The organism is Intrasporangium chromatireducens Q5-1 (genome assembly GCF_000576575.1).
Lineage (GTDB): Bacteria > Actinomycetota > Actinomycetes > Actinomycetales > Dermatophilaceae > Intrasporangium_A > Intrasporangium_A chromatireducens.
Genome location: NZ_AWQS01000042.1, coordinates 1 through 24909, shown reverse-complemented (window position 1 = coordinate 24909; position 24909 = coordinate 1). Strand labels below are relative to the sequence as shown.

Sequence of the window (24909 nt, the reverse complement as noted above, 5' to 3'; positions counted from 1 at the left end):
CGCTTCGGCGGACCGGGCCCTCTGGCGTTGTCCCCCCGCGGCGGAAGGCGACCCGCCTGCGGGGGTGAGCGGCATACCCGTTGCTCTCGGCCGATAGGGTCGGGGCTCGTGGCGCACTCCTTCGACACCGAGACCGAGGCGCAGGGGCTCATCGACTTCGTCGACGCGGCCCCGACGCCGTTCCACGCCTGCGAGCAGGCGGCCGCCCGGCTACGGGAGGCGGGCTTCTCGGAGGTGGCCGAGACCGAGCCCTTCCCGACCGAGGCCGGCGCGCACTTCCTCCTGCGCGGCGGCTCCCTCATCGCCTGGGACAACCGCGGCGCGTATGCCGCTGGGCTGGGGCCCGCGGCCGGCTTCCGGATCGTGGGCGCGCACACCGACAGCCCCAACCTGCGCATCAAGCCCCGGCCGGACCACGTGCGGGTCGGTTGGCAGCTGCTCGGCGTCGAGCCCTACGGGGGACTGCTGCTCAACTCCTGGCTCGACCGTGACCTCGGCCTGGCCGGTCGCGTCGCGGTGCGCGGTGCTGGCGGCGTCTCGAGCCGCCTCTTCCACGACCCGCGGTCGCTGCTCCGGGTCCCGCAGCTGGCGATCCACCTCGACCGCAGCGTCCACGAGAAGCTCGAGCTGAACAAGCAGGCCCACCTCGAGCCGGTGTGGGGCGTCGGCGACGTGCCGAACGACTTCCGCGCCTACGTGGCCGATCAGGTCGGCGCGGAGCCCGGTGACGTCCTGGGCTGGGACGTGATGACCTATCCGACCGAACCGTCCGGGCGGCTCGGTCTGCGCCGCGAGCTCGTCGCCGCACCGCGGCTGGACAACCTCGCGACCTCGTATGCCGCCGTCCGCGCCCTCGTCGACGCCGCCGGGCGTGACCCCGAGCGGGTGCCCGTCGTCGTCCTGTTCGACCACGAGGAGATCGGCAGCACCTCGGAGCGGGGCGCCATGTCGACGCTCCTGCCGTCGGTCCTCGAGCGGCTGGTCCTGGCCGCGGGCGGCAGCCGCGACGACTACTGGCGGGCCCTCGCGGCGACCGTGATCGCGTCCGGCGACATGGCTCATGCGACGCACCCGAACTACGTCGACCGGCACGAGCCGGAGCACCAGATCGCCATCAATGGCGGTCCGGTCCTCAAGATCAACACGAACCTGCGCTACGCGACCGACTCGCGGGGCGAGGCGGCGTTCCGGCTGGCCTGCGAACAGGCCGCCGTGCCGGTGCAGACGTTCGTCACGCGCAGCGACCTGCCGTGTGGCTCCACGGTCGGGCCGATGACCGCGGCGCTCACTGGGGCGACGACGGTCGACTTCGGCGCGCCGATGCTCTCGATGCACAGCGCGCGGGAGCTGTGCGGCGCCGAGGACCCGGCGATGTACGCCGCGGCCCTCGCCGCCTTCCTGGCTCCCGCCGACTAGCCTCCGCAATCGGACCGTGGTCCGATCCGCGTGGCCGGCGCGGCCGGGGGCCGGGGCCACGATTTGATCGGGCACGGGGGCAACTGGCACTATAGAGCGGTTGCCTGACGCGCGTCGCTGACCCATGTCAGTGGCGCCGCCCCTTGCAGAGCCTCCTGACGGGGACTCGCCCGGACTCCACGCGGAGGCCCAAGGGAAGCGCAGGCCAACCCGGTTCGGCCGGGCAATCCACACCGGGACGTGATCCAGAGTCGCACGTCCCGCCGCGAAGCGGGCGCGACACGCCCGACCTCGGGGGTCGGATGGCCAAGGGAACCGGTCAGACAGTTCGGCGAGAGAGAGACGTAACGGAGATGGCGGGACAGAAGATCCGCATCCGCTTGAAGTCGTATGACCACGAGGTCATCGACAACTCGGCGCGCAAGATCGTCGACACGGTGACGCGCGCCGGCGCGACCGTGGTTGGGCCGGTGCCGCTGCCGACGGAGAAGAACGTCTTCGTCGTCATTCGGTCGCCCCACAAGTACAAGGACAGCCGCGAGCACTTCGAGATGCGCACGCACAAGCGCCTCATCGACATCATCGACCCGACGCCCAAGGCCGTCGACTCGCTGATGCGTCTCGACCTGCCGGCGGACGTCAACATCGAGATCAAGCTGTGAGTTCGGGGGTGACGACTGTGACTACGAAGACTGACCAGACTGTCAAGGGCGTGCTCGGCGAGAAGCTCGGCATGACCCAGGTGTGGGACGCCGACAACCGGCTCGTCCCCGTGACCGTCGTCAAGGCCGGCCCCTGCGTCGTGACGCAGGTGCGTGCCGCCGAGACCGACGGCTACTCCGCCGTGCAGATCGCGTTCGGCGCCATCGACCCGCGCAAGGTCAACAAGCCGATGAGCGGCCACTTCGCCAAGGCCGGGGTGACGCCGCGTCGCCACCTCGTCGAGCTGCGCACCGCTGACGCGGGCGACTACGAGCTCGGCCAGGAGCTGACCGCCGAGGTGTTCGAGGCCGGCCAGCGCGTCGACGCGACGGGCACGACCAAGGGCAAGGGCTTCGCCGGCGTCATGAAGCGTCACGGCTTCTCCGGTGTCTCGGCCTCCCACGGTGCGCACCGCAACCACCGCAAGCCGGGCTCGATCGGCGGCTGCGCGACCCCGGGCCGTGTCTTCAAGGGCATGCGCATGGCCGGTCGCATGGGCGGCGTGCGCCAGACGACCCAGAACCTCCAGATCCACGCCGTTGACGCCGAGAAGGGTCTGCTGCTGATCAAGGGCGCCGTTCCCGGCCCCCGCGGCGGCATCGTCCTGATCCGCACGGCTGCGAAGGGTGCCTGATCATGACCACCAACCTTCCCGCTGAGATTTTTGACGTGCAGACGAACGTCCCGCTGATCCACCAGGTCGTGGTGGCCCAGCTCGCGGCGGCTCGCCAGGGCACGCACTCGACGAAGACCCGTGGCGAGGTCCGCGGCGGTGGCCGCAAGCCGTACCGCCAGAAGGGCACCGGTCGCGCCCGCCAGGGCTCGACGCGTGCGCCGCAGTTCGCCGGCGGTGGCACGGTCCACGGCCCGGTGCCGCGCGACTACTCGCAGCGCACCCCCAAGAAGATGAAGGCCGCCGCCCTGCGCGGGGCCCTGTCCGACCGGGCCCGCTACGGCCGCATCCACGTCGTCGACGCCATCGTCACCGCCGAGGCCCCCTCGACGAAGGACGCCAAGGCGCTGCTCGCCGGCCTGACCGACCGCAAGAACCTCCTCGTCGTGCTGGCGCGCGGCGACGAGGTCGCCATGAAGTCGGTCCGCAACCTGCCGGACGTCCACGTCCTCGTCGCGGACCAGCTCAACACCTACGACGTGCTCTGCGCCGACGACATCGTCTTCACGCAGGCTGCGCTCGACGCCTTCGTCGCCGGCCCGGTCAAGGCCGACGCGAAGTCCGCCCCGGCCGCGAGCACCGAGGCCAAGGAGGACTCGAAGTGAGCGCAATCCACGAGAAGAACCCCCGCGACATCCTCATCGCGCCGGTGGTCTCCGAGAAGTCGTACGGGCTGCTCGACGAGGGCAAGTACACCTTCATCGTCGACCCGCGCGCGAACAAGACGGAGATCAAGATCGCCATCGAGCAGGTCTTCGGCGTGAAGGTGGACAAGGTCCACACGATCAACCGCCAGGGCAAGGCCCGTCGCACCCGTTTCGGCATCGGCAAGCGCAAGGACACGAAGCGCGCGATCGTCTCCCTCCGCGAGGGCTCGATCGACATCTTCGGTGCCGGCGCCTGAGATCGACGAGAGAACTGAGGCCATAAGACATGGGTATCCGTAAGTACAAGCCGACCACTCCGGGCCGTCGTGGCTCGTCGGTCGCGGACTTCGTCGAGATCACGCGCACCACGCCGGAGAAGTCGCTCGTCCGTCCGCTCACCAAGACCGGCGGCCGCAACAACGCCGGTCGCATCACGACCCGCCACATCGGCGGCGGCCACAAGCGCGCCTACCGCGTCATCGACTTCCGTCGTCATGACAAGGACGGCGTGCCGGCCAAGGTCGCGCACATCGAGTACGACCCGAACCGCACGGCGCGCATCGCCCTCATCCAGTACGCCGACGGCGAGAAGCGCTACATCCTCGCGCCGAACCGGCTCAAGCAGGGCGACCCGATCGAGAACGGCCCCGGGGCCGACATCAAGCCGGGCAACTCGCTGCCGCTGCGCAACATCCCGGTCGGCACGGTCGTGCACGCGATCGAGCTGAAGCCGGGCGGCGGCGCCAAGATCGCCCGCTCGGCGGGCGCTCGCGTCCAGCTCGTTGCCAAGGACGGCCCCTACGCCCAGCTGCGTATGCCGTCCGGCGAGATCCGCAACGTCGACGCGCGCTGCCGCGCGACGGTCGGCGAGGTGGGCAACGCCGAGCAGAGCAACATCAACTGGGGCAAGGCGGGCCGCATGCGGTGGAAGGGCAAGCGCCCCTCCGTCCGTGGTGTCGCGATGAACCCGATCGACCACCCGCACGGTGGTGGTGAGGGCAAGACGTCCGGTGGACGTCACCCCGTCAGCCCGTGGGGGCAGCCCGAGGGCCGCACCCGCCGGGCCAACAAGGAAAGCGACAAGCTCATCGTGCGTCGCCGTCGGACTGGCAAGAAGCGCTGATAGGAGCCTCACATGCCTCGTAGCCTGAAGAAGGGTCCCTTCATCGACGACCACCTCCAGAAGAAGGTGGACGCCCAGAACGAAGCGGGCACGAAGAACGTCATCAAGACCTGGTCGCGCCGTTCGGTCATCAGCCCGGACATGCTCGGCCACACCTTCGCCGTCCACGACGGCCGCAAGCACGTCCCGGTGTTCGTCACCGAGTCGATGGTCGGCCACAAGCTCGGCGAGTTCGCACCGACCCGCACGTTCAAGGGTCACGTGAAGGACGACAAGAAGGGTCGTCGTCGCTGATGGCCGCCACCATATCCAAGGAAGAAGTCATGGAAGCCAAGGCTTCGGCACGGCACGTCCGTGTCTCGCCGATGAAGGCGCGCCGTGTCGTGGACCTCATCCGCGGCAAGCAGGCGACGGAGGCACTCACCGTCCTCCAGTTCGCCCCCCAGGCCGCGTCCGAGCCGGTGCGCAAGGTCGTCGAGAGCGCCATCGCCAACGCCCGCGTCAAGGCGGACCGTGAGTCGGCCGCCTTCGACGAGCGCAACCTCGTCATCGCGTCGGCGTTCGTCGACGAGGGCCCGACGATGAAGCGGTTCCGCCCGCGCGCCCAGGGTCGCGCCGGCCGCATCAACAAGCGCACGAGCCACATCACGGTCGTCGTCGCCGAGAACAGCAAGAACAACGGGAAGGGAGGCCGCTGACCATGGGCCAGAAGGTCAACCCGAACGGTTTCCGGCTGGGCATCACGACCGAGCACAAGAGCCGCTGGTTCGCTGACTCGACCAAGGACGGGCAGCGCTACCGCGACTACGTCAAGGAAGATGTCGCGATCCGCCGTCTCATGGAGAACGGCATGGAGCGCGCCGGCATCGCCAAGGTCGAGATCGAGCGCACCCGCGACCGCGTCCGCGTCGACATCCACACCGCCCGGCCGGGCATCGTCATCGGCCGCCGCGGCGCCGAGGCCGACCGCATCCGCGGCGAGCTCGAGAAGCTCACGGGCAAGCAGGTCCAGCTGAACATCCTCGAGGTCAAGAACCCCGAGGTCGACGCCCAGCTGGTCGCCCAGGGCATCGCCGAGCAGCTCTCCGCCCGTGTCTCCTTCCGTCGCGCCATGCGCAAGGGCATGCAGTCCGCGCAGCGCGCCGGCGCCAAGGGCATCCGCGTCCAGGTCTCCGGCCGCCTCAACGGCGCCGAGATGAGCCGGACGGAGTTCTACCGCGAGGGTCGCGTCCCGCTGCACACGCTCCGCGCCAACATCGACTACGGCTTCTACGAGGCCCGGACGACGTTCGGCCGCATCGGCGTCAAGGTGTGGATCTACAAGGGCGACCTGACGGCGAAGGAGCTCGCGGCCCAGCAGGCTGCGTCCCCGCGCCCGTCGCGTGGCCCGCGTCGTGAGGGTGACCGTCCGAACCGCGCCCGCCGCGGTGACCGCACCGAGGCCGCTGCTCCCCAGGAGCGCGCGGCCACCGAGTCCACGGCTGCCGCCGAGGCCCCCGCCCCGGCCAGCGCCGAGAATGAGCAGGCCTGACCATGTTGATTCCCCGTCGAGTCAAGCACCGCAAGCAGCACCATCCGGGTCGCTCGGGCGCTGCCAAGGGCGGCACGAAGATCGCCTTCGGCGACTACGGCATCCAGGCGCTCGAGCCGGCCTACGTCACGAACCGTCAAATCGAGTCCGCTCGTATCGCGATGACCCGCTACATCAAGCGTGGCGGAAAGGTCTGGATCAACATCTACCCGGACCGTCCGCTCACCAAGAAGCCCGCCGAGACCCGCATGGGTTCCGGTAAGGGCTCGCCGGAGTGGTGGATCGCCAACGTCAAGCCCGGGCGCGTGATGTTCGAGCTGTCCGGCGTCTCCGAGCCGGTCGCCCGTGAGGCGCTCCGCCTCGCGATGCACAAGCTCCCGATGAAGTGCCGCTTCGTCCAGCGTGAGGGTGGTGACAACTGATGGCAGTCGGTACCAAGGACCTGATGCCCAACCAGCTGCGTGGTCTCGACGACGCCCGTCTCGCCGACGAGCTGAAGAAGGCCAAGGAGGAGCTGTTCAACCTCCGGTTCCAGTCGGCCACCGGCCAGCTGGACAACCACGGCCGGCTCCGTGCGGTCAAGAAGGACATCGCCCGGATCTACACCGAGATGCGTGAGCGCGAGCTCGGCATCGGCTCGGCGCCGGTGGCGGAGCCCGCCACGGACGAGAAGGCCGACAAGAAGGCTGACAAGAAGGCCGCGAAGGCCGCGAAGAAGGACGAGGAGGCTGCGAACGAGGCGGCTCCGTCCGAGAAGCAGGCCGACGAGCAGGCTGAGGAGGCCCAGGCATGAGCGAGCAGGAGAACGTGGTGGGCAACGCCACGACGGCCGGCACCACGACCGAGCGCAACTACCGCAAGGCGCGCCAGGGCTACGTGGTGAGCGACAAGATGGACAAGACCGTCGTGGTCGAGGTCGAGGACCGCGTCAAGCACGCGCTCTACGGCAAGGTCATCCGTCGCACCAGCAAGGTCAAGGCCCACGACGAGCGCAACGAGGCCGGCATCGGCGACCGCGTGCTCATCATGGAGACCCGCCCCCTCTCCGCGACGAAGCGCTGGCGCGTCGTCGAGATCATCGAGAAGGCGAAGTAACCACACGGGGGGCGTGCCCCCCGTGGACCCCCCAAAAGCCCGCGTGGCTCGCTTTGCGGGGTGAGCGTCATACAGGCTCTGTATGCCGCTCAGCCCGGATCGCAGGTCACGTGCCCATCCAGTTCGGCAAGGCTTCCGGCCAAAGAAGTCGCGCGCTCATGCGTGACCCAATTGCCCGGGAGAACCAGCACGACGACAGGAGTTAGACAGTGATTCAGCAGGAGTCGCGACTGCGTGTCGCCGACAACACGGGTGCCAAGGAGCTGCTCTGCATCCGTGTGCTCGGTGGCTCGGGTCGTCGGTACGCCGGCATCGGCGACACGATCGTCGCCACGGTCAAGGATGCGATCCCCGGCGGCAACGTCAAGAAGGGTGACGTCGTCAAGGCCGTCATCGTGCGCACCGTCAAGGAGCGTCGCCGCGCCGACGGGTCGTACATCAAGTTCGACGAGAACGCCGCGGTCATCCTCAAGGGTGACGGGGATCCCCGTGGGACCCGCATCTTCGGCCCCGTCGGCCGTGAGCTGCGCGAGAAGAAGTTCATGAAGATCATCTCGCTCGCGCCGGAGGTGTTGTGAGCATGGCGAACAAGATGAAGATCAAGAAGGGTGACCTCGTCCAGGTCATCTCGGGCCGTAGCCAGAAGAACGGCGGCGACCGGGGCAAGCAGGGCAAGGTCATCGCGGTGTTCCCCGAGAGCCAGCGTGTGCTCGTCGAGGGCATCAACCGCGTCACCAAGCACATCAAGGCTGGGGCCACCGCCCGCGGCACCCGCACCGGTGGGCTGACCCACACCGAGGCGCCGATCCACGTCAGCAACGTGATGGTCGTCGACCCGGAGAGCAAGAAGCCGACCCGGATCAAGACGCGCGTCGAGACGGTGGAGCGGAACGGCCGCCAGAAGGCCGCCCGCGTCCGGGTCGCCGTCAAGTCGGACAAGGACCTCTGAACATGAGTGAGACCACCACCACGGCGGTGCTGAGCAAGCCGCGCCTGAAGCAGCGCTACCAGGACGAGATCAAGACCGCCCTGCGTGACGAGTTCGGCTACGACAACGTCATGCAGGTCCCCGGCGTCGTCAAGGTCGTCGTCAACATGGGTGTCGGCGACGCGGCCCGGGACAGCAAGCTCATCGAGGGCGCGGTGCGCGACCTCGCCTCGATCACCGGCCAGAAGCCGGTCGTGACCAAGGCGCGCAAGTCCATCGCCCAGTTCAAGCTGCGTGAGGGCATGCCGATCGGCGCGCACACCACGCTGCGCGGTGACCGCATGTGGGAGTTCCTCGACCGGCTCGTGTCGGTCGCGCTGCCCCGCATCCGCGACTTCCGCGGGCTCTCCCCGAAGCAGTTCGACGGCCGCGGCAACTACACGTTCGGGCTCACCGAGCAGTCGATGTTCTACGAGATCGACCCGGACCGCATCGACCGCGTCCGCGGCATGGACATCACCGTCGTGACCACGGCGACCAACGATGACGAGGGGCGCGCGCTGCTCAAGGCGCTCGGCTTCCCCTTCAAGGAGAACTGACATGGCCAAGACCGCCCTCGTCAACAAGGCGAACAAGAAGCCCAAGTTCAAGGTGCGCGCCTACAGCCGCTGCCAGCGCTGCGGCCGGCCGCACTCGGTCTACCGGAAGTTCGGCCTCTGCCGCATCTGCCTGCGCGAGCTGGCACACCGCGGCGAGCTGCCCGGCGTGACCAAGAGCTCCTGGTAACCCCACTCAGACCGACCACATACCTCTGGCACCGTAGGTCGGCCCGGCACCTGCCTGGTCGAAACCCCGGTGAGGAAGGGCGGAGAAGCCCACATGACCATGACTGACCCGATTGCGGACATGCTGACCCGCGTGCGGAACGCCAACTCGGCGCACCACGACGCGGTGTCCATGCCGTACTCGAAGCTGAAGAAGAACATCGCGGAGATCCTCGAGGCCGAGGGCTACATCGCGGGGTGGAAGGTGGAGGAGGCCGAGGTCGGCCAGACCCTCACCATCGACCTCAAGTACGGCCCGAACCGCGAGCGCTCCATCGCCGGCGTCCGCCGCGTGAGCAAGCCCGGTCTTCGCGTCTACGCGAAGTCGACGAACCTCCCGCGCGTGCTCGGCGGCCTCGGCGTCGCGATCATCTCGACGTCGAGCGGGCTGCTGACCGACCGGCAGGCACACGAGAAGGGCGTGGGTGGGGAAGTCCTCGCCTACGTCTGGTAAGGAGAGACTGACATGTCGCGAATCGGACGACTCCCGGTCTCCATCCCGGCCGGCGTCGACGTCAGCGTCAGCGGCCAGGACATCACGGTGAAGGGCCCCAAGGGGCAGCTCGCCCTGACGGTGCCCGAGCCGATCACCGTCGAGCAGGCCGACGGCACGCTCGAGGTGAAGCGCCCGAACGACGAGCGCGACTCGCGCTCGCTGCACGGCCTGACCCGCTCGCTCATCAACAACATGGTCCTCGGCGTCACCGAGGGCTACGAGAAGAAGATGGAGATCTACGGCACCGGTTACCGGGTCGCCGCGAAGGGGTCCAACCTCGAATTCTCCCTCGGCTTCTCGCACCCCGTTCTCGTCGAGGCCCCCGAGGGGATCAGCTTCGCCGTCGAGAACCCGACCCGCTTCTCGGTGCAGGGCATCGACAAGCAGCTGGTCGGCGAGGTCGCGGCCAACATCCGCAAGCTCCGCAAGCCCGACCCGTACAAGGGCAAGGGCGTTCGCTACGCGGGCGAGCAGATCCGTCGCAAGGTTGGAAAGGCCGGTAAGTAAGCCATGGCAATGATCATCAAGCGCGGCAAGAGCAAGGCCGCCGCCCGGATCCGTCGCCAGGTGCGCGGTCGCAAGAAGATCGCGGGCACCGCAGCGCGGCCGCGGCTCGTCGTGTCCCGCTCGACCCGGCACATGTTCGTCCAGGTCGTCGACGACACGGTCGGCAAGACGGTCGCGTCGGCCTCCACGATGGAGCCGGACCTGCGCGCCTTCGACGGCGACAAGACCGCCAAGGCCAAGAAGGTCGGCGAGCTCGTCGCGGCCCGGGCCAAGGACGCCGGGGTCGAGGCCGTCGTGTTCGACCGTGGCGGCAACAAGTACCACGGTCGTGTTGCGGCGATCGCGGAGGGCGCTCGCGAAGGTGGGCTGGCCCTGTGACTTTTCACGTGAACGCAATCGTTGAGATGAGGAACATCTGATGCCCGGACAGCAGCGTCGAGGCACCGGTCCCGCCACCGGTGAGCGCGGCGGCGAGCGCGGCGACCGCCGGGGCGGTCAGGACCGCCGCGGCGGCCGTGACCACCGCGAGGGGCGGGACGCCGAGAAGAACCAGTACGTCGAGCGCGTCGTGACCATCAACCGCGTCGCCAAGGTCGTCAAGGGTGGCCGTCGCTTCAGCTTCACCGCCCTCGTCGTCGTCGGTGACGGTGACGGCACCGTGGGAGTCGGCTACGGCAAGGCCAAGGAGGTCCCCGCCGCGATCGCGAAGGGCGTCGAGGAGGCCAAGAAGGGCTTCTTCCGCGTCCCCCGCATCCAGGGCACCATCCCTCACCCCGTCCAGGGTGAGGCGGCCGCGGGCGTCGTCATGCTGCGCCCGGCCGCACCCGGCACCGGTGTCATCGCCGGTGGCCCGGTCCGTGCGGTCCTCGAGTGCGCGGGCATCCACGACGTCCTGTCGAAGTCGCTCGGCTCCGACAACGCGATCAACATCGTGCACGCGACGGCCCAGGCCCTGCGTGAGCTCGAGCGTCCCGAGTCGGTCGCGGCCCGCCGCGGCAAGTCCCTCGAGGAGGTCGCTCCGGCGGCCATGCTCAAGGCGCGCGCCGCGGGCATCGCCGACGCCAAGGCCGCCGAGAAGGCAGGTGCGTGATGGCGCGACTCAAGGTGACCCAGACCCGTTCCGAGATCGGTGGCAAGCAGAACCAGCGTGAGACGCTGCGCAGCCTCGGTCTGAAGCGCATTGGCGACGTCGTCGTCAAGGAGGACCGTCCCGAGATCCGCGGGATGGTCAAGACGGTGACCCACCTCGTCACCGTCGAGGAGGTTGACTGACATGGCTGAGAAGTCAGACGGCAGCGCCCTCAAGGTGCACCACCTGCGGCCTGCCCCGGGCGCCAAGACCCCCAAGACCCGCGTGGGTCGCGGCGAGGGCTCCAAGGGCAAGACCGCCGGTCGGGGCACCAAGGGCACGAAGGCCCGCTACCAGGTCCCGCAGCGCTTCGAGGGTGGCTCGATGCCCCTGCACATGCGCCTGCCCAAGCTGCGCGGCTTCAAGAACCCGTTCCGCACCGAGTACCAGGTGGTCAACCTCGACCGCCTGCAGGCCCTCTTCCCGGAGGGTGGCACGGTGACCGTCGCGGACCTCGTCGACAAGGGGGCCGTCCGTGACGGCCAGCTGGTCAAGGTGCTCGGCACCGGCGAGATCTCCGTCAAGGTCGACGTGCAGGCCCACAAGTTCTCGGCCTCGGCCAAGGAGAAGATCGAGGCCGCCGGCGGCTCGGTCACCTCGCCGGCCGACGGCGAGTGACGACGGGCTCGATGCAGTGACGCCCACCCCGGGCGCTCTCGAGCGGATCGACAGCACGTCGGTCCGCGGGAGGGCGTCCGGGGTCTCGCGTTTCTGGGTTACCCTTCACCGGATTGCTTGACCACGCCGCGTCCTCGCGCGGCCCCTCAGGAGGACCAGTGCTCGCCGCTTTCGTTCGCGCGTTCCGCACCCCGGACCTGCGCAAGAAGCTGCTCTTCACCCTGGGCATCATCGCGTTGTTCCGCTTCGGATCCCACCTGCCCACCCCCGGGGTGAGCTACCCGCTGGTCCAGGCCTGCCTCGCGCAGAGCCAGGCGCTCGGCAGCGACCAGGCCGGCTTCCTCAGCCTGGCCAACCTGTTCAGCGGCGGCGCCATGCTCCAGCTGTCGGTGTTCGCCCTCGGGATCATGCCGTACATCACCGCGAGCATCATCGTGCAGCTGCTGACCGTCGTGATCCCACGGTTCGAGGAGCTGAAGAAGGAGGGCCAGTCCGGCCAGACCAAGATGACGCAGTACACGCGTTATCTGACGATCGGGCTCGCGATCCTCCAGTCGGCCACCCTCGTGACCTTCGCCCGCAACCCGTCGGCACTCTTCGGGCCCGGCTGCGACAACATCCTCACCGACCAGTCGATGATCACGATCGTCATCATGGTGCTGACGATGACGGCGGGCACCGGGCTCATCATGTGGCTCGGCGAGCTCGTCACCGACCGGGGCGTCGGCAACGGCATGTCGCTGCTCATCTTCATCTCGATCGCCGCGAACTTCCCGGGTGCGCTGTGGCAGATCAAGGAGAACAAGGGCTGGGGCACGTTCCTCGGGATCGTGCTGATGGGCTTCTTCATCCTCGGGGCCGTCGTCTTCGTCGAGCAGTCCCAGCGCCGGATCCCGGTCCAGTACGCGAAGCGGATGGTGGGACGCCGGATGTACGGCGGCACCTCGACCTACATCCCGCTCAAGGTCAACATGGCCAACGTCATCCCGGTCATCTTCGCCTCGTCCCTGCTGGCCCTCCCGGCGATGATCGCCCAGTTCCAGCAGGGCGCCTCCGGCGGACCGGCGTGGGCCCAGTGGATCAGCAACAACCTGACCCGCGGAGACCACCCGATCTACATGATCATCTACACCGCGCTCATCATCTTCTTCACGTTCTTCTACGTGTCCATCACGTTCAACCCCACCGAGGTGGCGGACAACATGAAGAAGTACGGTGGCTTCATCCCAGGTATCCGGGCCGGGCGACCCACGGCCGAGTACCTCCAGTACGTCATCACCCGAATCACCGTGCCGGGAGCGATCTACCTTGCCGTCGTCTCGCTGATCCCGGTCATCGCGTTTGTGATGGTCGAGGCGAACCAGGCCAACTTCCCCTTCGGTGGAACGTCGATCATCATCCTCGTCGGCGTCGGCCTGGAGACGGTCAAGCAGATCGAGGCGCAGCTCGAACAGCGACACTACGAAGGGTTCCTCCGGTAATGCGACTGATCATCCTCGGCCCCCCTGGAGCGGGCAAGGGCACCCAGGCGGCCCGGATCGCCGACCGCCTCGGCATCCCCGCCATCTCCACCGGCGACATCTTCCGCGCCAACATCAAGCAGCGGACGCCGCTCGGCGAGAGGGTCGAGAAGATCCTTTCCTCCGGCGGCTACGTGCCTGACGAGGTCACCAACGAGATCGTCGAGGACCGCCTGTCCTGGGAGGACGCCAAGGACGGCTTCCTGCTCGACGGCTACCCCCGCACCGTCGGCCAGGTCGACGCGCTCGACGTGATGCTCGCCAAGCAGGGGCAGCGGCTCGACGCCGTCCTCGAGCTCACTGTCGACGAGGATGCGGTCGTCGAGCGGCTGCTCAAGCGCGCCGCCATCGAGCAGCGCGCCGACGACACCGAGGACGTCATCCGCGAGCGGCAGGCGATCTACCGCAAGGAGACCGCCCCGCTCGCGCAGCACTACGCCGACGCCGGCCTGCTCGTGCAGGTCGACGGGATGGGCGAGGTCGACGCGGTGACCGAGCGCGTCATCGCCGCCCTGCCGCAGCGGGCCTGACCGGGGCCGCACGTGTTCGGACGCCACAAGCTGCGCAGCCGCACCGACGAGCAGATCCTCCTCATGCGTGAGGCGGGTCTGCTCACGGGGCGGACCCTCGAGATGCTCCGGCAGCGCATCCGGCCCGGGGTGACGACGCTCGAGCTCGACCGGCTCGCCGAGGAGTTCATCCGGAGCCACGGGGGCATCCCCAACTTCCAGCTCGTGGCGGGCTACTCGCACACGCTCTGCACGAGCGTCAACGACCAGGTCGTGCACGGCATCCCGAGCAGCTCCTGCGTGCTCCGTGAGGGAGACCTGCTCTCGATCGACTGCGGCGCCGAGGTCCGTGGCTGGAACGGCGACTCCGCCATCTCGGTCGTCGTCGGCGGCCCCGAGGCCGCTCGCCCGGAGGACCTCGACCTCATCGCGGCCACCGAGGCGAGCCTCTACGACGGCATCGCAGCGATGAAGGTCGGCGGTCGCCTCTACGACATCGGCGACGCCATCGAGGCGAGCATCGACGCGGCCGCGGAGCGGGACCGGCACACCTACGGGATCATCGACGAGTACGTCGGGCACGGCATCGGCGAGAAGATGCACCTGGACCCCCAGATCCCGAACTACGCGACCGGCGAGACCGGCCCCCGCCTCGTCGACGGCTTCACGGGTGCGATCGAGCCGATGATCACCCTTGGCGGCACCGACACCCGGGTCCTGGCCGACGACTGGACCGTCGTCACCGCTGACGGGTCGCGGGCCTGCCACTTCGAGCACAGCGTCGTCGTGCGCGACGGGGGCATCTGGGTGCTCACCGCCCTCGACGGGGGACAGGCCGCGCTGGAAGCGCGCGGAGCGCCATACGCGCCGCTGGACTGACGCGGCCGCCGACGGCAGGGTCCGAGACGGCGTCGCCGAGCCACGCGGGCGTCCGATCCCTGACCGCATCTGCGGGGTGGGCGCCCGGCTTGGCACAATCGCGTCCGTCCACGACCTGAAGGAGTTCCTCCGATGAGCACGACGCCCGAGCTGACCCCCCACCTGCAGGAGCTCTACGAGGTCGTGCTGCGACGCAACCCGGGGGAGCTGGAGTTCCACCAGGCGGTCCTCGAGGTCTTCGAGTCGCTGACCCCGGTGGCCCGCAAGCATCCGGAGTTCGCGGAGACGAAGGTCCTCGAGCGGCTGTGCGAGCCGGAGCGGCAGATCATCTTCCGGGTGCCGTGGGTCAACGACCGCGGCGAGGTCGAGATCAACCGGGGCTTCCGGGTCGAGTTCAACTCCGCGCTCGGGCCCTACAAGGGCGGCCTGCGGTTCCACCCCAGCGTCTACCTCGGCATCGTCAAGTTCCTCGGCTTCGAGCAGACCTTCAAGAATGCCCTGACGGGCATGCCCATCGGCGGCGGCAAGGGCGGCAGCGACTTCGACCCGAAGGGCCGGAGCGACCGCGAGGTCATGGCCTTCTGCCAGTCGTTCATGACCGAGCTGTACCGGCACCTCGGCGAGTACACGGACGTGCCGGCCGGTGACATCGGCGTCGGCAGCCGCGAGATCGGCTACCTGTTCGGCCAGTACAAGCGGATCACCAACCGCTACGAGTCCGGCGTCCTGACCGGCAAGGGCCTCGGGTGGGGCGGCTCGCTCGTCCGCAAGGAGGCGACCGGCTACGGCACGGTCTTCTTCGCCGACGAGATGCTCCGCGCCCGTGGCGAGTCCTTCGACGGCAAGCGTGTCGTCGTCTCCGGGTCGGGCAACGTCGCGATCTACGCCGTCGAGAAGGCCGAGCAGCTCGGTGCCACTGTCGTGGCCTGCTCCGACTCCGGCGGCTACATCGTCGACGAGTCCGGCCTCGACCTCGACCTGCTCAAGCGCATCAAGGAGGTCGACCGCGGCCGGATCAGCGAGTACGCCGAGCAGCGGACAGGCGCGAGCTTCGTTGCGGACGGGTGCATCTGGGACGTCGACTGCGACATCGCGCTGCCCTGCGCCACGCAGAACGAGCTCGACGAGCAGGCCGCGATCACGCTGGTGAAGAACGGAGTTCGCGTCGTCGCGGAGGGGGCCAACATGCCCTCGACCCCCGCCGCAACCCGGGTCTTCCTCGACGCGGACGTGCTCTTCGCGCCCGGCAAGGCGGCCAACGCCGGGGGCGTGGCGACGTCTGCCCTCGAGATGCAGCAGAACGCCTCGCGGGACTCGTGGAGCCACGAGTACACCGAGGAGCGCCTCGCCGGCATCATGCGCGGCATTCACGAGCGGTGCGCTGCCAGTGCGGACGAGTACGGCGCGCCGGGCAACTACATCCTCGGGGCCAACACGTCCTCGTTCGTCCAGCTCGCCGAGGCCGTCCTCGCCCTCGGGGTCATCTGATCAGTCGTGCAGGTCGGGCGGCTGGCGAGTCGTCACGGCCATCCGGTTCCAGACATTGATCGTCACGATGGCCATGACGAGCGTGACGACGTCCTGCTCGGAGAAGGCGTCGCCCACCGCGTCCCAGACCTCGTCTGAGACGCCGTGCTCGCCGATGAGCGTCATCTCCTCGGTGAGGCGCAGCGCCGCCTGCTCCTGCTCGGTGTAGAGCAACGGCGCCTCGCGCCAGGCCGAGAGCAGGTCGAGCCGGGACTGCTTCTCGCCGTCGCGGCGAGCCTCGTGGTGGTGCATCGAGAGGCAGTACGCGCAGCCGTTGAGCTGCGAGGCGCGGATCTTGACGAGGTGGATCAGGCTGGGAGCCAGCCCCCTCGAGTGGATCATCCGCTCGAGACCCAGCACGGCGGCATACGCGTCCGGGGCGCTGTCCCTGATCGAGAGACGCTGGCCGTGCTCACTCACGTGCGGCGCCGTCCTGCGCGCGCGCATGGGTGCCGAGCGCGTCGAGCGCGAGAGTCGAGTGCGCGACCGCACCCCCGGAGCGCATCTCGGCGGCGACGCAGATCGCTTCCATGGGGTACATCTCGTGGGTCATCCATGATCTCCTTCGCGATGGGGGTCGCCTGTCGTATGGTGCTCAGCTGCCGCCGCGCTAGCCGGCGGGCTCGGGCGCCGGCACCTCGTCGGGCTCCGTGTCGGAGTCGAGCAGCTGGCGCAGGACGTAGGTGAGGATGCCGCCGTGGCGGTAGTACGCCTCCTCGGCGGGCGTGTCGATCCGCACCGTGGCGGTGAACTCCGTTGTGTCGCCGTCCTTCTCGGCGCGCACCGTCACGGTGTGGGGCAGCTGCTCGCTGCCCTCGAGCCCCGTGACGGAGTAGGTCTCGGTCCCGTCGAGGCCGAGGCTCTGGGCGTTGTCGCCGTCCTGGAACTGGAGCGGGAGGACGCCCATGCCGATGAGGTTGGACCGGTGGATCCGCTCGTAGGAGACGGCGACCACCGCGCGCACGCCGAGCAGGGTCGTGCCCTTGGCGGCCCAGTCGCGGGACGAGCCTGAGCCGTACTCCTTGCCGGCGATGACGACCAGTGGCGTGCCCGCCTCCGTGTAGTGGGTGGCCGCGTCGAAGATCGTCGTGACCGGGCCGTCCGGCTGGGTGAAGTCACGGGTGAAGCCGCCCTCGGTCCCGGGCGCCAGCTGGTTGCGCAGCCGGATGTTGGCGAAGGTGCCGCGGATCATCACCTCGTGGTTGCCGCGCCGGGAGCCGTAGGAGTTGAAGTCCTTGCGCTCGAGGCCGTGGTCGGTGAGGTACTGCCCGGCGGGGGAGTCGGTCTTGAACGCACCAGCCGGGCTGATGTGGTCGGTCGTGACGGAGTCGCCGAGCAGGGCGAGCACGCGGGCTCCGGTGATGTCGGTGACCGGCTCGGGCGTGCGGGACATGCCGTCGAAGTACGGCGGGCGCCGCACGTAGGTCGAGTCGGGGTCCCAGTCGAAGCGGTGCCCCTCGGGGACCGGCAGGCTGCGCCAGTTGTCATCACCGGCGTAGAGGTCAGAGTAGCCCTCCTCGAACATGTCCGCCTCGACGCACTGCGAGACAACGTCGTTGATCTCCTGCTCCGTCGGCCAGATGTCCTTGAGATGGACCGGGTTGCCGTCCGGGTCGGTGCCGATCGGGCCGTCGACGAGGTCGGCGCGCAACGTGCCGGCCAAGGCATAGGCGATGACGAGTGGGGGAGAGGCGAGGAAGTTCATCCTCACCTCGGGATGGATCCGTCCCTCGAAGTTGCGGTTGCCCGACAGGACCGCGCAGACGGTGAGGTCGTTGTCGTTGACGGCGGCGCTCACCTCGGGGATGAGCGGACCGGAGTTGCCGATGCATGTCGTGCAGCCGTAGCCGACGAGGTCGAAGCCGAGCTTCTCGAGGTAGGGCGTCAGACCGGCCTTGTCGAAGTAGTCCGTGACGACCCGGGAGCCGGGGGCCAGCGAGGTCTTGACCCACGGCTTGCGGCTCAGGCCCTTCTCCACCGCCTTCTTGGCGAGCAGCCCGGCCCCGATCATCACGGACGGGTTGGAGGTGTTGGTGCACGAGGTGATCGCCGCGATGACGGCGTGGCCGTGGTCGACCGTGGTCTGCTGGCCGTCCTCGAGCGAGATGTCGACCGGGTTGCTGGGGATGTCTTTCCGCTGATCGGCGGTCATCGGGGCCCGCGGCCGGTCGTGCGCGGTCGACGCGGTGACGGCGATGGGGTCACTCGCGGGGAAGGACTCCTCGGAGGCCTCGTCGAGGCTGGCCTCCTCGTCGACCTCCTGTCCCACCGCGAGGGCCTGATCGTAGCTGTGGCCGGTGAGCAGGGCACCGACCGTGCCGGGCGCGACCCGCAGCGGGATGCGGTCCTGGGGCCGCTTCGGCCCGGCGATGGACGGCTCGATGTCGCCGAGGTCGAGCTCGACGACGGTCGAGAACTGCGGCTCGTGACCCGGGTCGTGCCACATCCCCTGCTCCTTGGCGTAGGCCTCGACCAGGCGGACGTGCTCCTCCTCTCGTCCGGTGAGGCGCAGGTAGGACAGGGTCTCGTCGTCGATCGGGAACATCGTGGCCGTCGAGCCGTACTCGGGGCTCATGTTGCCGATCGTCGCGCGGTTCGCGAGTGGGACGTTCGCCACGCCGGGGCCGAAGAACTCGACGAAGCGGCCGACGACGCCGGTCTCGCGGAGCAGCTCGGCGACGGTGAGGACCAGGTCGGTGGCCGTCGTGCCCGGGGGCAGCTCACCGGTCAGCTTGAGCCCGACGACCTGCGGGATGAGCATGCTCATCGGCTGACCCAGCATCGCCGCCTCGGCCTCGATCCCGCCGACGCCCCAGCCCAGCACGCCCAGCCCGTTGACCATCGGGGTGTGCGAGTCGGTGCCGACCAGGGTGTCCGGGTAGGCGAGCGGTCCGTCGTCGCTGTCACGGGTGAAGACGACCCGGGCCAGGTGCTCGAGGTTGACCTGGTGACAGATGCCGGTGCCGGGCGGGACGACCTTGAAGTCACGGAAGGCCTGCTGGCCCCAGCGCAGCAGCTGGTAGCGCTCCTTGTTGCGGCCGAACTCCAGCTCGGTATTGATCCGGAACGCGTCCGGGGTGCCGAAGACGTCGGCGACGACGGAGTGGTCGATGACGAGGTCGGTGGGGATGAGCGGGTTGATCTTCTGCGGGTCGCCGCCGAGCTCGGTCATCGCGTCGCGCATCGCGACGAGGTCGACGACGCACGGCACACCGGTGAAGTCCTGCATGAGGACTCGGGCGGGGGTGAACTGGATCTCGCTGCTCGCTGCGGCTGCGGGGTCCCAGTGGGCCATCGCCTCGATCTGCTCGCCCGTGACGAGCCGTCCGTCCTCGTTGCGCAGCAGGTTCTCGAGCAGGACCTTGAGGCTGTAGGGGAGGCGGTCGGCGCCCTCGACGCGGTCGAGGCGCCGGATGCGCCAGGACGCGTCCCCCACCGAGAGCGTGTCGAGCGTGCCGAAACTGTCCATCGCCATGGTGCTCTCCTCGCGTTGGGTTCTGCTCGCCACTGTAGGCATGCCGATGAAGCGCTGGCCAGCGCAACCTGCCTCAGGCCGTTCCCAGACTGCTCCCAGCCGCCCCCGAGTAGGCTTGGTCGGTTCTGTCCGCTGATGGGCCGTGTCCGTCGAGATCCGTTGCGCCGAGAGGCGTGCTGAAAGGGGCCCCATGGCGATCGAGCAGACGGCCGGAGCCGGTGTCGGGACCGATGCGCCCGAGGGACGCAGCCCGTGGCCGGCCCTGTGGGCGATGGTCCTCGGGTTCTTCATGATTCTCGTCGACTCGACGATCGTGTCGGTCGCGACGCCGGCGATCATGGAGGGCCTGCACGCCGGGGTCAACGACGTCATCTGGGTCACGAGCGCCTACCTGCTCGCGTACGCCGTGCCCCTGCTCATCACCGGCCGGCTGGGGGACCGGTTCGGCCCGAAGCGCCTCTACCTGCTCGGGCTGCTCGTCTTCACCCTGTCGTCGCTGTGGTGCGGGCTGACCGACTCGATCGGCTGGCTCATCATCGCCCGGGTGGTCCAAGGGCTGGGGGCCTCGATGCTGACCCCGCAGACGATGGCCGTCATCACGCGGACCTTCCCGGCGGCGTCACGCGGCCAGGCGATGGCCCTCTGGGGTGCGACCGCCGGCGTGGCGATCCTCGTCGGCCCGATCGTCGGTGGTGTGCTCGTCGACGGCCCCGGCTGGGAGTGGATCTTCTTCATCAACGTCCCGGTCGGCATCATCGCGTTCGTCCTCGCCGCCCGGCTCGTGCCGCGGCTGACGACGCACACGCACTCCTTCGACTGGATCGGTGTGCTCCTGTCGGCCGTGGGGATGTTCCTGCTCGTCTTCGGTGTCCAGGAGGGGGAGACGTACAACTGGGGGACGATCCGTGGGTTCGTCTCGGTGCCGCTCCTCATCGGCGCGGGCGTCGTGGTCATTGCCGTCTTCCTGTGGTGGCAGAGCAAGAACCGGCGCGAGCCCCTCGTGCCGCTCTCGCTCTTCGCCGACCGCAACTTCTCGCTCGCGAACGTCGCCATCACGACGGTCGGGTGCTCCGTCACGGCGATGGCCTTCCCCTTCATGCTCTATGCGCAGGTCGTGCGGGGGATGTCGCCCACCCAGTCCGCGCTGCTGCTCGCTCCCATGGCGGTGCTGTCCGGGGCGCTCGCCCCGGTGTCGGGCAAGCTCACCGACCGGGTGCACCCACGGGCCCTCGCGCCGCTCGGTATCGCCGGCACGGCGCTGTCGCTCTTCTGGGTCAGCCGGGTCATGACGCCGGACAGTGCGGTGTGGCAGATCCTGCTGCCGATGGGGTTCATGGGCGTGAGCCAGGCCTTCATGTGGGGTCCGCTCGGCGCGACCGCGAACCGCAACCTGCCGATGCGCGCCGCCGGGGCGGGCGCCGGCATCTACAACACGACCCGCCAGGTCGGTGCGGTCCTCGGCAGTGCGGCGATCGCGGCGGTCATCGAGGCCCGGCTCGCGGCGCACCTGCCCGGCGCCGCCGGTAGCAGCGGCCAGTTCCAGCAGGCGGCCGGCGCGACGCTGCCGCCGCAGGTGGCGCCGGGGTTCGCCTCGGCGATGGCCGACGCGATGCTGCTGCCCGCCGCGGTTCTCGTCATCGGTGTCGTGGCGGCCTTCTTCTTCGAACGTCCCCAGCACCAGCGCGCCTGACTCCCTCCGATCGAGAGCACAATCCCGACGATCGAGAGCACGATCCCGACGATCGAGAGCACGATCCCGACGATCGAGAGCACGATCCCGCGGCAGTCAGCGCCAGATCACGCGGAACGGCCGAGCCGACCCGCCTCGCCGCCCAGCGCCTCGACGAGGCGGTCGGCGACGACCCTCGCGTTGCGCTGGAGCACCTCGAGCGGCACCCGGGGCAGGTTCTCCTCCCAGTCGAGCAGGGGAGAGCCCCGGAACTGCAGGATGCGCGTGGGGCGGCCGAGGAAGAACAGGTGCAGGTGCGCGCCGCCGTCGCCGTACTTCGCCAGCTGCACGCGGCCGACACTCGGCACCAGCTCGACCGCGGCCGCGATGGCGACGAGGAGCAGCCCCATCTCGGCGGCGAGGTCGGCCGGCAGCCCGGGCAGGTCGTGGTGTTCCAGCGGGCTGAGCACCAAACCGAGGGGCAGGCCGGTGTCGGAGGTCAGCCCGAGCGTCCATCGCTCCGAGCGCCACACGAGCGTGCCGTCGTCGGCCCGAGGCGGCTGCGCGCACCAGCAGTCCTCGGCTGCCTCACCGCGACGCGGCGGGTCCGCGTCGGCGAGCGGACGCAGCGGCTTGAGCCGGAGCGAGTCGAGCTCGTAGGGGTAGATGTCCCAGCCGGGCATCTCCTCGACGGCGACGGGTAGGCGCTGTTCCTCGTCGGTCGTGGCGAGGATCCGCGCGTAGTAGTCCTCGATGCTCTCCGGGCCGTCGGCGTCACCTGTCACCCGGTGATCATGTCAGCCGGCGCTGCCCGAACCCGGGACGGGACGGCCGGACGTTTGCGACGATGCCGTGGTGGGGACCGTGACCGACTACCTGGCCGGGATGGACGACGAGGCGCGCCGGGCGGCGCTCGAGCACGTGGTCGAGGTGGCTCGCGCCCTCGTCCCCGACGCCGAGGAGGGCACCAGCTACGGGATGCCCGCCCTGCTGCACCGCGGCAAGCCGCTCGTCGCCGCCGTCGCGACGAAGCAGCACCTGTCGCTCTATCCCTTCAGCGGCGCCGTCGTGGAGGCGGTGGCTCCCGACCTGGCCGGCTTCTCGCTGTCCCGGGGGACGATCCGCTTCGACGCCGACCGGCCGATACCGGACGCCGTGCTGAGGCAGGTCGTCGAGCTGCGGCGCCGCGAGATCGACGCCCGGGCGTGACCGCCGACGGCGCCGCCGCCAAACGGTCCGCGGCCGACGCGAGTCGCGCTCACCGATTAGGAGTATGTCGCCCACCCGGGTAGCCTTGATCCTTGGGTGTCGTGTGCCCGGGCACCCGCATGCCGTTCGCGGCATGGCAGTCAGCTGGACCACAGCGGCACGCACCATGGTCGTCCCAGTCCGGGGTCGGCCGCAACAGATAGACGGAGGATATGGCCAAGAAGGACGGTGTCATCGAGATCGAGGGCACGATCGTCGAGGCTCTCCCGAACGCAATGTTCCGGGTCGAGCTCTCCAACGGTCACAAGGTGCTCGCCCACATCTCGGGCAAGATGCGTCAGCACTACATCCGGATCCTCCCCGAGGACCGGGTCGTGGTCGAGCTCTCGCCCTATGACCTGACCCGTGGTCGGATCGTCTTCCGCTATCGCTGACCGTCCGGGGCGCGCGGTTCGCCGCGAGCATCGAGCAGTCAGCACCACCACCCGATAAACCCCGCTCCCGAACGGGCCGGGCCCGGCCACGGGCCCGTCACGGCCGGGAGCTCGATCTGAAGACAGCAGGCAGATGAAGGTTCAGCCGAGCGTCAAGAGGATCTGTGACAAGTGCAAGGTGATCCGCCGCAACGGGCGGGTCATGGTGATCTGCGAGAACCTGCGCCACAAGCAGCGCCAGGGCTGAGCAGGGCCACCAGCCCAGCACTGTCGGAGAGCTTCGACAGCACGCCACACAAGTGAACACCGCAGCACCCGGCCCCTGATGACCGACCATCGCGTCGGCGCAGGACGTCACCCCCGGCACGGAGGCCGGGGACCGGACCCTCAGCTCTGAGGAGCGACGAACGAGTCGCTACCGGATCGGTGACTGCTCCAGACCTCCGCGAAACAGAAACCAGGAGAACGACGACATGGCTCGTCTTGTTGGAGTCGACCTGCCGCGCGACAAGCGCGTCGAGGTCGCCCTGACCTACATCTTCGGTGTGGGTCGCACCCGCAGCAAGGAGACGCTGGCAGCAACCGGCGTCGACCCGAACATCCGCGTCAAGGACCTCAGTGAGGCCGACCTCGTCGCGCTACGTGACTACCTCGAGGGCAACTACCGCCTCGAGGGTGACCTGCGCCGCGAGGTCCAGGCCGACATCCGCCGCAAGGTCGAGATCGGTTCCTACCAGGGCCTTCGTCACCGCCGCGGCCTGCCCGTGCGCGGCCAGCGCACGAAGACCAACGCGCGCACCCGCAAGGGCCCGAAGCGCACCGTGGCCGGCAAGAAGAAGGCCAAGTGATCCTGAGTCGAGTCGCCGCCCCGGCCTCGTCTCTGGACGCCCACTGACATCGAAGTTCTGACGTAGGAGAAACATGCCTCCCAAGGCTCGTACGACGAAGGTTCGTCGTAAGGAAAAGAAGAACGTCGCCCACGGGCACGCTCACATCAAGAGCACGTTCAACAACACGATCATCTCGATCACCGACCCGACCGGTGCCGTGATCTCGTGGGCCTCTGCCGGCCAGGTCGGCTTCAAGGGCTCGCGCAAGTCCACGCCGTACGCCGCGCAGATGGCCGCCGAGGCCGCTGCCCGTCGCGCGATGGAGCACGGCATGCGCAAGGTCGACGTCTTCGTCAAGGGCCCGGGCTCGGGCCGCGAGACGGCGATCCGTTCCCTCACCGCCGCCGGCCTCGAGGTGGGTGCCATCAGCGATGTCACCCCCACGCCGCACAACGGTGTCCGTCCGCCCAAGCGCCGTCGCGTTTGATCCGGCCCGAGACCACCAGGAGTAGATAGACATGGCTCGGTACACCGGCCCGATCACCAAGAAGTCCCGCCGTCTCAAGATCGACCTCGTCGGCGGCGACAAGAACTTCGAGCTGCGCCCCTTCCCGCCCGGCCAGCACGGGCGTCGCCGCATCCAGGAGAAGGAGTACCTGCTCCAGCTCCAGGAGAAGCAGAAGGCCCGCTTCGCCTACGGCGTCATGGAGAAGCAGTTCGTCCGCTACTACAAGGAGGCGGCCCGCCGCCCCGGCAAGACCGGCGAGAACCTCCTCCAGATCCTCGAGTCGCGCCTCGACAACGTCGTCTACCGGGCGGGCCTGGCCCGCACGCGTCGGCACGCCCGTCAGCTCGTGACGCACGGCCACTTCGAGGTCAACGGCGTGCGCGTCGACGTCCCGTCCTACCGGGTCGAGCAGTACGACATCATCACGGTCCGCAAGCAGTCCGTCGAGACGTTCCCGTTCGAGCTGGCCCGCCAGACGTTCGGGGACCGCACTCCGCCGGCCTGGATGCAGGTCATCGAGGGCTCGCTGCAGATCCTCATCCACCAGCTCCCGGTGCGCGCGCAGATCGACACGCCGCTCACCGAGCAGCTCATCGTCGAGCTCTACTCGAAGGACTGACGACCAAGGAGCGGTATGCCGCTGAGCCAGCTCAGCGGCAT

Annotated in this window: 37 protein-coding genes; 33 read left to right on the top strand and 4 right to left on the bottom strand. The window is 69.0% G+C overall.

Annotated features, from left to right (window positions below):
* The first annotated feature begins 108 nt into the window (after positions 1 to 108).
* The 26 genes from N864_RS07605 (at position 109) to gdhA (ending at position 16085) form a co-directional block, all read left to right on the top strand.
* On the top strand, positions 109 to 1416 hold the full coding sequence (locus N864_RS07605; RefSeq protein ID WP_034715272.1) for a M18 family aminopeptidase: 1308 nt from the start codon (positions 109 to 111) through the stop codon (positions 1414 to 1416).
* Between the two features lie 353 nt (positions 1417 to 1769).
* Positions 1770 to 2078, top strand: a complete 309-nt coding sequence (gene rpsJ, locus N864_RS07600) for a 30S ribosomal protein S10 (RefSeq protein ID WP_009775966.1) — start codon at positions 1770 to 1772, stop codon at positions 2076 to 2078.
* Between the two features lie 17 nt (positions 2079 to 2095).
* Positions 2096 to 2752, top strand: coding sequence for a 50S ribosomal protein L3 (gene rplC / locus N864_RS07595; RefSeq protein ID WP_034715268.1), 657 nt, complete (start codon positions 2096 to 2098; stop codon positions 2750 to 2752).
* 2 nt (positions 2753 to 2754) lie between these two features.
* On the top strand, positions 2755 to 3396 hold the full coding sequence (rplD, locus tag N864_RS07590) for a 50S ribosomal protein L4 (RefSeq protein WP_034715266.1): 642 nt from the start codon (positions 2755 to 2757) through the stop codon (positions 3394 to 3396).
* Positions 3393 to 3695: a 50S ribosomal protein L23 gene (gene rplW / locus N864_RS07585; protein WP_034715257.1), complete on the top strand. Its 303-nt coding sequence runs from the start codon at positions 3393 to 3395 to the stop codon at positions 3693 to 3695. The genes rplD and rplW overlap by 4 nt, the downstream gene beginning before the upstream one ends.
* A gap of 29 nt (positions 3696 to 3724) precedes the next feature.
* Positions 3725 to 4561 (top strand): 50S ribosomal protein L2, encoded by an 837-nt coding sequence (gene rplB / locus N864_RS07580; RefSeq protein ID WP_034715255.1) that lies wholly within the window; start codon positions 3725 to 3727, stop codon positions 4559 to 4561.
* Positions 4562 to 4573: 12 nt separating this feature from the next.
* The gene (gene rpsS / locus N864_RS07575; protein WP_026864141.1) at positions 4574 to 4855 is read left to right on the top strand and encodes a 30S ribosomal protein S19; all 282 of its coding nucleotides are present in this window, start codon (positions 4574 to 4576) and stop codon (positions 4853 to 4855) included.
* Between the two features lie 29 nt (positions 4856 to 4884).
* Complete coding sequence (gene rplV, locus N864_RS07570) at positions 4885 to 5259, top strand: 50S ribosomal protein L22 (protein WP_034715251.1); 375 nt, start codon at positions 4885 to 4887, stop codon at positions 5257 to 5259.
* Between the two features lie 2 nt (positions 5260 to 5261).
* Positions 5262 to 6092, top strand: coding sequence for a 30S ribosomal protein S3 (gene rpsC, locus N864_RS07565; protein WP_034715250.1), 831 nt, complete (start codon positions 5262 to 5264; stop codon positions 6090 to 6092).
* Positions 6093 to 6094: 2 nt separating this feature from the next.
* Positions 6095 to 6514: a 50S ribosomal protein L16 gene (gene rplP / locus N864_RS07560; protein WP_034715249.1), complete on the top strand. Its 420-nt coding sequence runs from the start codon at positions 6095 to 6097 to the stop codon at positions 6512 to 6514.
* The gene (gene rpmC, locus N864_RS26220; protein ID WP_034715248.1) at positions 6514 to 6885 is read left to right on the top strand and encodes a 50S ribosomal protein L29; all 372 of its coding nucleotides are present in this window, start codon (positions 6514 to 6516) and stop codon (positions 6883 to 6885) included. The genes rplP and rpmC overlap by 1 nt, the downstream gene beginning before the upstream one ends.
* Positions 6882 to 7187: a 30S ribosomal protein S17 gene (rpsQ, locus tag N864_RS07550; RefSeq protein ID WP_051518313.1), complete on the top strand. Its 306-nt coding sequence runs from the start codon at positions 6882 to 6884 to the stop codon at positions 7185 to 7187. The genes rpmC and rpsQ overlap by 4 nt, the downstream gene beginning before the upstream one ends.
* Before the next feature lie 209 nt (positions 7188 to 7396).
* The gene (gene rplN / locus N864_RS07545; RefSeq protein ID WP_034715247.1) at positions 7397 to 7765 is read left to right on the top strand and encodes a 50S ribosomal protein L14; all 369 of its coding nucleotides are present in this window, start codon (positions 7397 to 7399) and stop codon (positions 7763 to 7765) included.
* Between the two features lie 2 nt (positions 7766 to 7767).
* The gene (gene rplX / locus N864_RS07540; protein ID WP_034715246.1) at positions 7768 to 8136 is read left to right on the top strand and encodes a 50S ribosomal protein L24; all 369 of its coding nucleotides are present in this window, start codon (positions 7768 to 7770) and stop codon (positions 8134 to 8136) included.
* A 2-nt stretch (positions 8137 to 8138) separates the two neighbouring features.
* Positions 8139 to 8714 carry a 50S ribosomal protein L5 gene (rplE, locus tag N864_RS07535; protein WP_034715244.1) on the top strand — a complete coding sequence of 192 codons (576 nt, stop codon included), beginning with the start codon at positions 8139 to 8141 and terminating at the stop codon, positions 8712 to 8714.
* A 1-nt stretch (position 8715) separates the two neighbouring features.
* A complete protein-coding gene (locus N864_RS07530; RefSeq protein WP_034715243.1) occupies positions 8716 to 8901 on the top strand; it encodes a type Z 30S ribosomal protein S14 in 186 nt (61 codons plus the stop codon).
* A 93-nt stretch (positions 8902 to 8994) separates the two neighbouring features.
* On the top strand, positions 8995 to 9393 hold the full coding sequence (gene rpsH, locus N864_RS07525; protein ID WP_034715240.1) for a 30S ribosomal protein S8: 399 nt from the start codon (positions 8995 to 8997) through the stop codon (positions 9391 to 9393).
* A gap of 12 nt (positions 9394 to 9405) precedes the next feature.
* Positions 9406 to 9942 (top strand): 50S ribosomal protein L6, encoded by a 537-nt coding sequence (gene rplF, locus N864_RS07520; RefSeq protein WP_034715238.1) that lies wholly within the window; start codon positions 9406 to 9408, stop codon positions 9940 to 9942.
* Between the two features lie 3 nt (positions 9943 to 9945).
* Positions 9946 to 10320: a 50S ribosomal protein L18 gene (gene rplR / locus N864_RS07515; protein ID WP_034715236.1), complete on the top strand. Its 375-nt coding sequence runs from the start codon at positions 9946 to 9948 to the stop codon at positions 10318 to 10320.
* Between the two features lie 40 nt (positions 10321 to 10360).
* On the top strand, positions 10361 to 11032 hold the full coding sequence (gene rpsE, locus N864_RS07510) for a 30S ribosomal protein S5 (RefSeq protein WP_034715235.1): 672 nt from the start codon (positions 10361 to 10363) through the stop codon (positions 11030 to 11032).
* The gene (gene rpmD / locus N864_RS07505) at positions 11032 to 11214 is read left to right on the top strand and encodes a 50S ribosomal protein L30 (RefSeq protein ID WP_034715233.1); all 183 of its coding nucleotides are present in this window, start codon (positions 11032 to 11034) and stop codon (positions 11212 to 11214) included. Before rpsE ends, rpmD begins: the two co-directional genes overlap by 1 nt.
* 1 nt (position 11215) lies before the next feature.
* A complete protein-coding gene (gene rplO, locus N864_RS07500; RefSeq protein WP_034715231.1) occupies positions 11216 to 11689 on the top strand; it encodes a 50S ribosomal protein L15 in 474 nt (157 codons plus the stop codon).
* Between the two features lie 158 nt (positions 11690 to 11847).
* On the top strand, positions 11848 to 13170 hold the full coding sequence (gene secY, locus N864_RS07495; protein ID WP_034715229.1) for a preprotein translocase subunit SecY: 1323 nt from the start codon (positions 11848 to 11850) through the stop codon (positions 13168 to 13170).
* A complete protein-coding gene (locus N864_RS07490) occupies positions 13170 to 13739 on the top strand; it encodes an adenylate kinase (RefSeq protein ID WP_034715227.1) in 570 nt (189 codons plus the stop codon). Before secY ends, N864_RS07490 begins: the two co-directional genes overlap by 1 nt.
* Before the next feature lie 12 nt (positions 13740 to 13751).
* Positions 13752 to 14597, top strand: coding sequence for a type I methionyl aminopeptidase (map, locus tag N864_RS07485; protein WP_034715225.1), 846 nt, complete (start codon positions 13752 to 13754; stop codon positions 14595 to 14597).
* 132 nt (positions 14598 to 14729) lie between these two features.
* Complete coding sequence (gdhA, locus tag N864_RS07480) at positions 14730 to 16085, top strand: NADP-specific glutamate dehydrogenase (protein WP_034715223.1); 1356 nt, start codon at positions 14730 to 14732, stop codon at positions 16083 to 16085.
* Here gdhA and N864_RS07475 read toward each other — a convergent pair whose 3' ends face one another.
* Genes N864_RS07475 through acnA form a run of 3 tightly spaced genes read right to left on the bottom strand, consistent with a single transcriptional unit; the run spans position 16086 to position 19599 of the window.
* Positions 16086 to 16544 carry a carboxymuconolactone decarboxylase family protein gene (locus N864_RS07475; RefSeq protein ID WP_205620890.1) on the bottom strand — a complete coding sequence of 153 codons (459 nt, stop codon included), beginning with the start codon at positions 16542 to 16544 and terminating at the stop codon, positions 16086 to 16088.
* Positions 16537 to 16677 carry a hypothetical protein gene (locus N864_RS24600; RefSeq protein ID WP_205620889.1) on the bottom strand — a complete coding sequence of 47 codons (141 nt, stop codon included), beginning with the start codon at positions 16675 to 16677 and terminating at the stop codon, positions 16537 to 16539. Before N864_RS24600 ends, N864_RS07475 begins: the two co-directional genes overlap by 8 nt.
* 57 nt (positions 16678 to 16734) lie before the next feature.
* Positions 16735 to 19599, bottom strand: a complete 2865-nt coding sequence (gene acnA, locus N864_RS07470; RefSeq protein ID WP_051518311.1) for an aconitate hydratase — start codon at positions 19597 to 19599, stop codon at positions 16735 to 16737.
* A 190-nt stretch (positions 19600 to 19789) separates the two neighbouring features.
* Here acnA and N864_RS07465 point away from each other — a divergent pair, with 190 nt between their 5' ends.
* On the top strand, positions 19790 to 21289 hold the full coding sequence (locus tag N864_RS07465) for a DHA2 family efflux MFS transporter permease subunit (protein WP_034715221.1): 1500 nt from the start codon (positions 19790 to 19792) through the stop codon (positions 21287 to 21289).
* Positions 21290 to 21396: 107 nt separating this feature from the next.
* On the opposite strand, the gene N864_RS07460 is transcribed toward N864_RS07465, so the two are convergent.
* Positions 21397 to 22053 (bottom strand): hypothetical protein, encoded by a 657-nt coding sequence (locus N864_RS07460; protein ID WP_034715219.1) that lies wholly within the window; start codon positions 22051 to 22053, stop codon positions 21397 to 21399.
* 70 nt (positions 22054 to 22123) lie between these two features.
* On the opposite strand from N864_RS07460, the gene N864_RS07455 reads away from it, so the two are divergent.
* The 6 genes from N864_RS07455 to rpsD all read left to right on the top strand — a co-directional run bounded on the left by N864_RS07455 (position 22124) and on the right by rpsD (position 24868).
* Positions 22124 to 22477 (top strand): iron chaperone, encoded by a 354-nt coding sequence (locus tag N864_RS07455; RefSeq protein WP_034715217.1) that lies wholly within the window; start codon positions 22124 to 22126, stop codon positions 22475 to 22477.
* 212 nt (positions 22478 to 22689) lie between these two features.
* A complete protein-coding gene (gene infA, locus N864_RS07450; protein ID WP_013493543.1) occupies positions 22690 to 22911 on the top strand; it encodes a translation initiation factor IF-1 in 222 nt (73 codons plus the stop codon).
* A 133-nt stretch (positions 22912 to 23044) separates the two neighbouring features.
* Positions 23045 to 23158, top strand: a complete 114-nt coding sequence (gene rpmJ / locus N864_RS07445; RefSeq protein ID WP_034715213.1) for a 50S ribosomal protein L36 — start codon at positions 23045 to 23047, stop codon at positions 23156 to 23158.
* A gap of 226 nt (positions 23159 to 23384) precedes the next feature.
* On the top strand, positions 23385 to 23759 hold the full coding sequence (rpsM, locus tag N864_RS07440; RefSeq protein WP_034715211.1) for a 30S ribosomal protein S13: 375 nt from the start codon (positions 23385 to 23387) through the stop codon (positions 23757 to 23759).
* A gap of 73 nt (positions 23760 to 23832) precedes the next feature.
* Positions 23833 to 24228: a 30S ribosomal protein S11 gene (gene rpsK, locus N864_RS07435; RefSeq protein ID WP_034715209.1), complete on the top strand. Its 396-nt coding sequence runs from the start codon at positions 23833 to 23835 to the stop codon at positions 24226 to 24228.
* Between the two features lie 31 nt (positions 24229 to 24259).
* Positions 24260 to 24868, top strand: coding sequence for a 30S ribosomal protein S4 (rpsD, locus tag N864_RS07430; protein ID WP_034715207.1), 609 nt, complete (start codon positions 24260 to 24262; stop codon positions 24866 to 24868).
* Positions 24869 to 24909 lie beyond the last annotated feature (41 nt).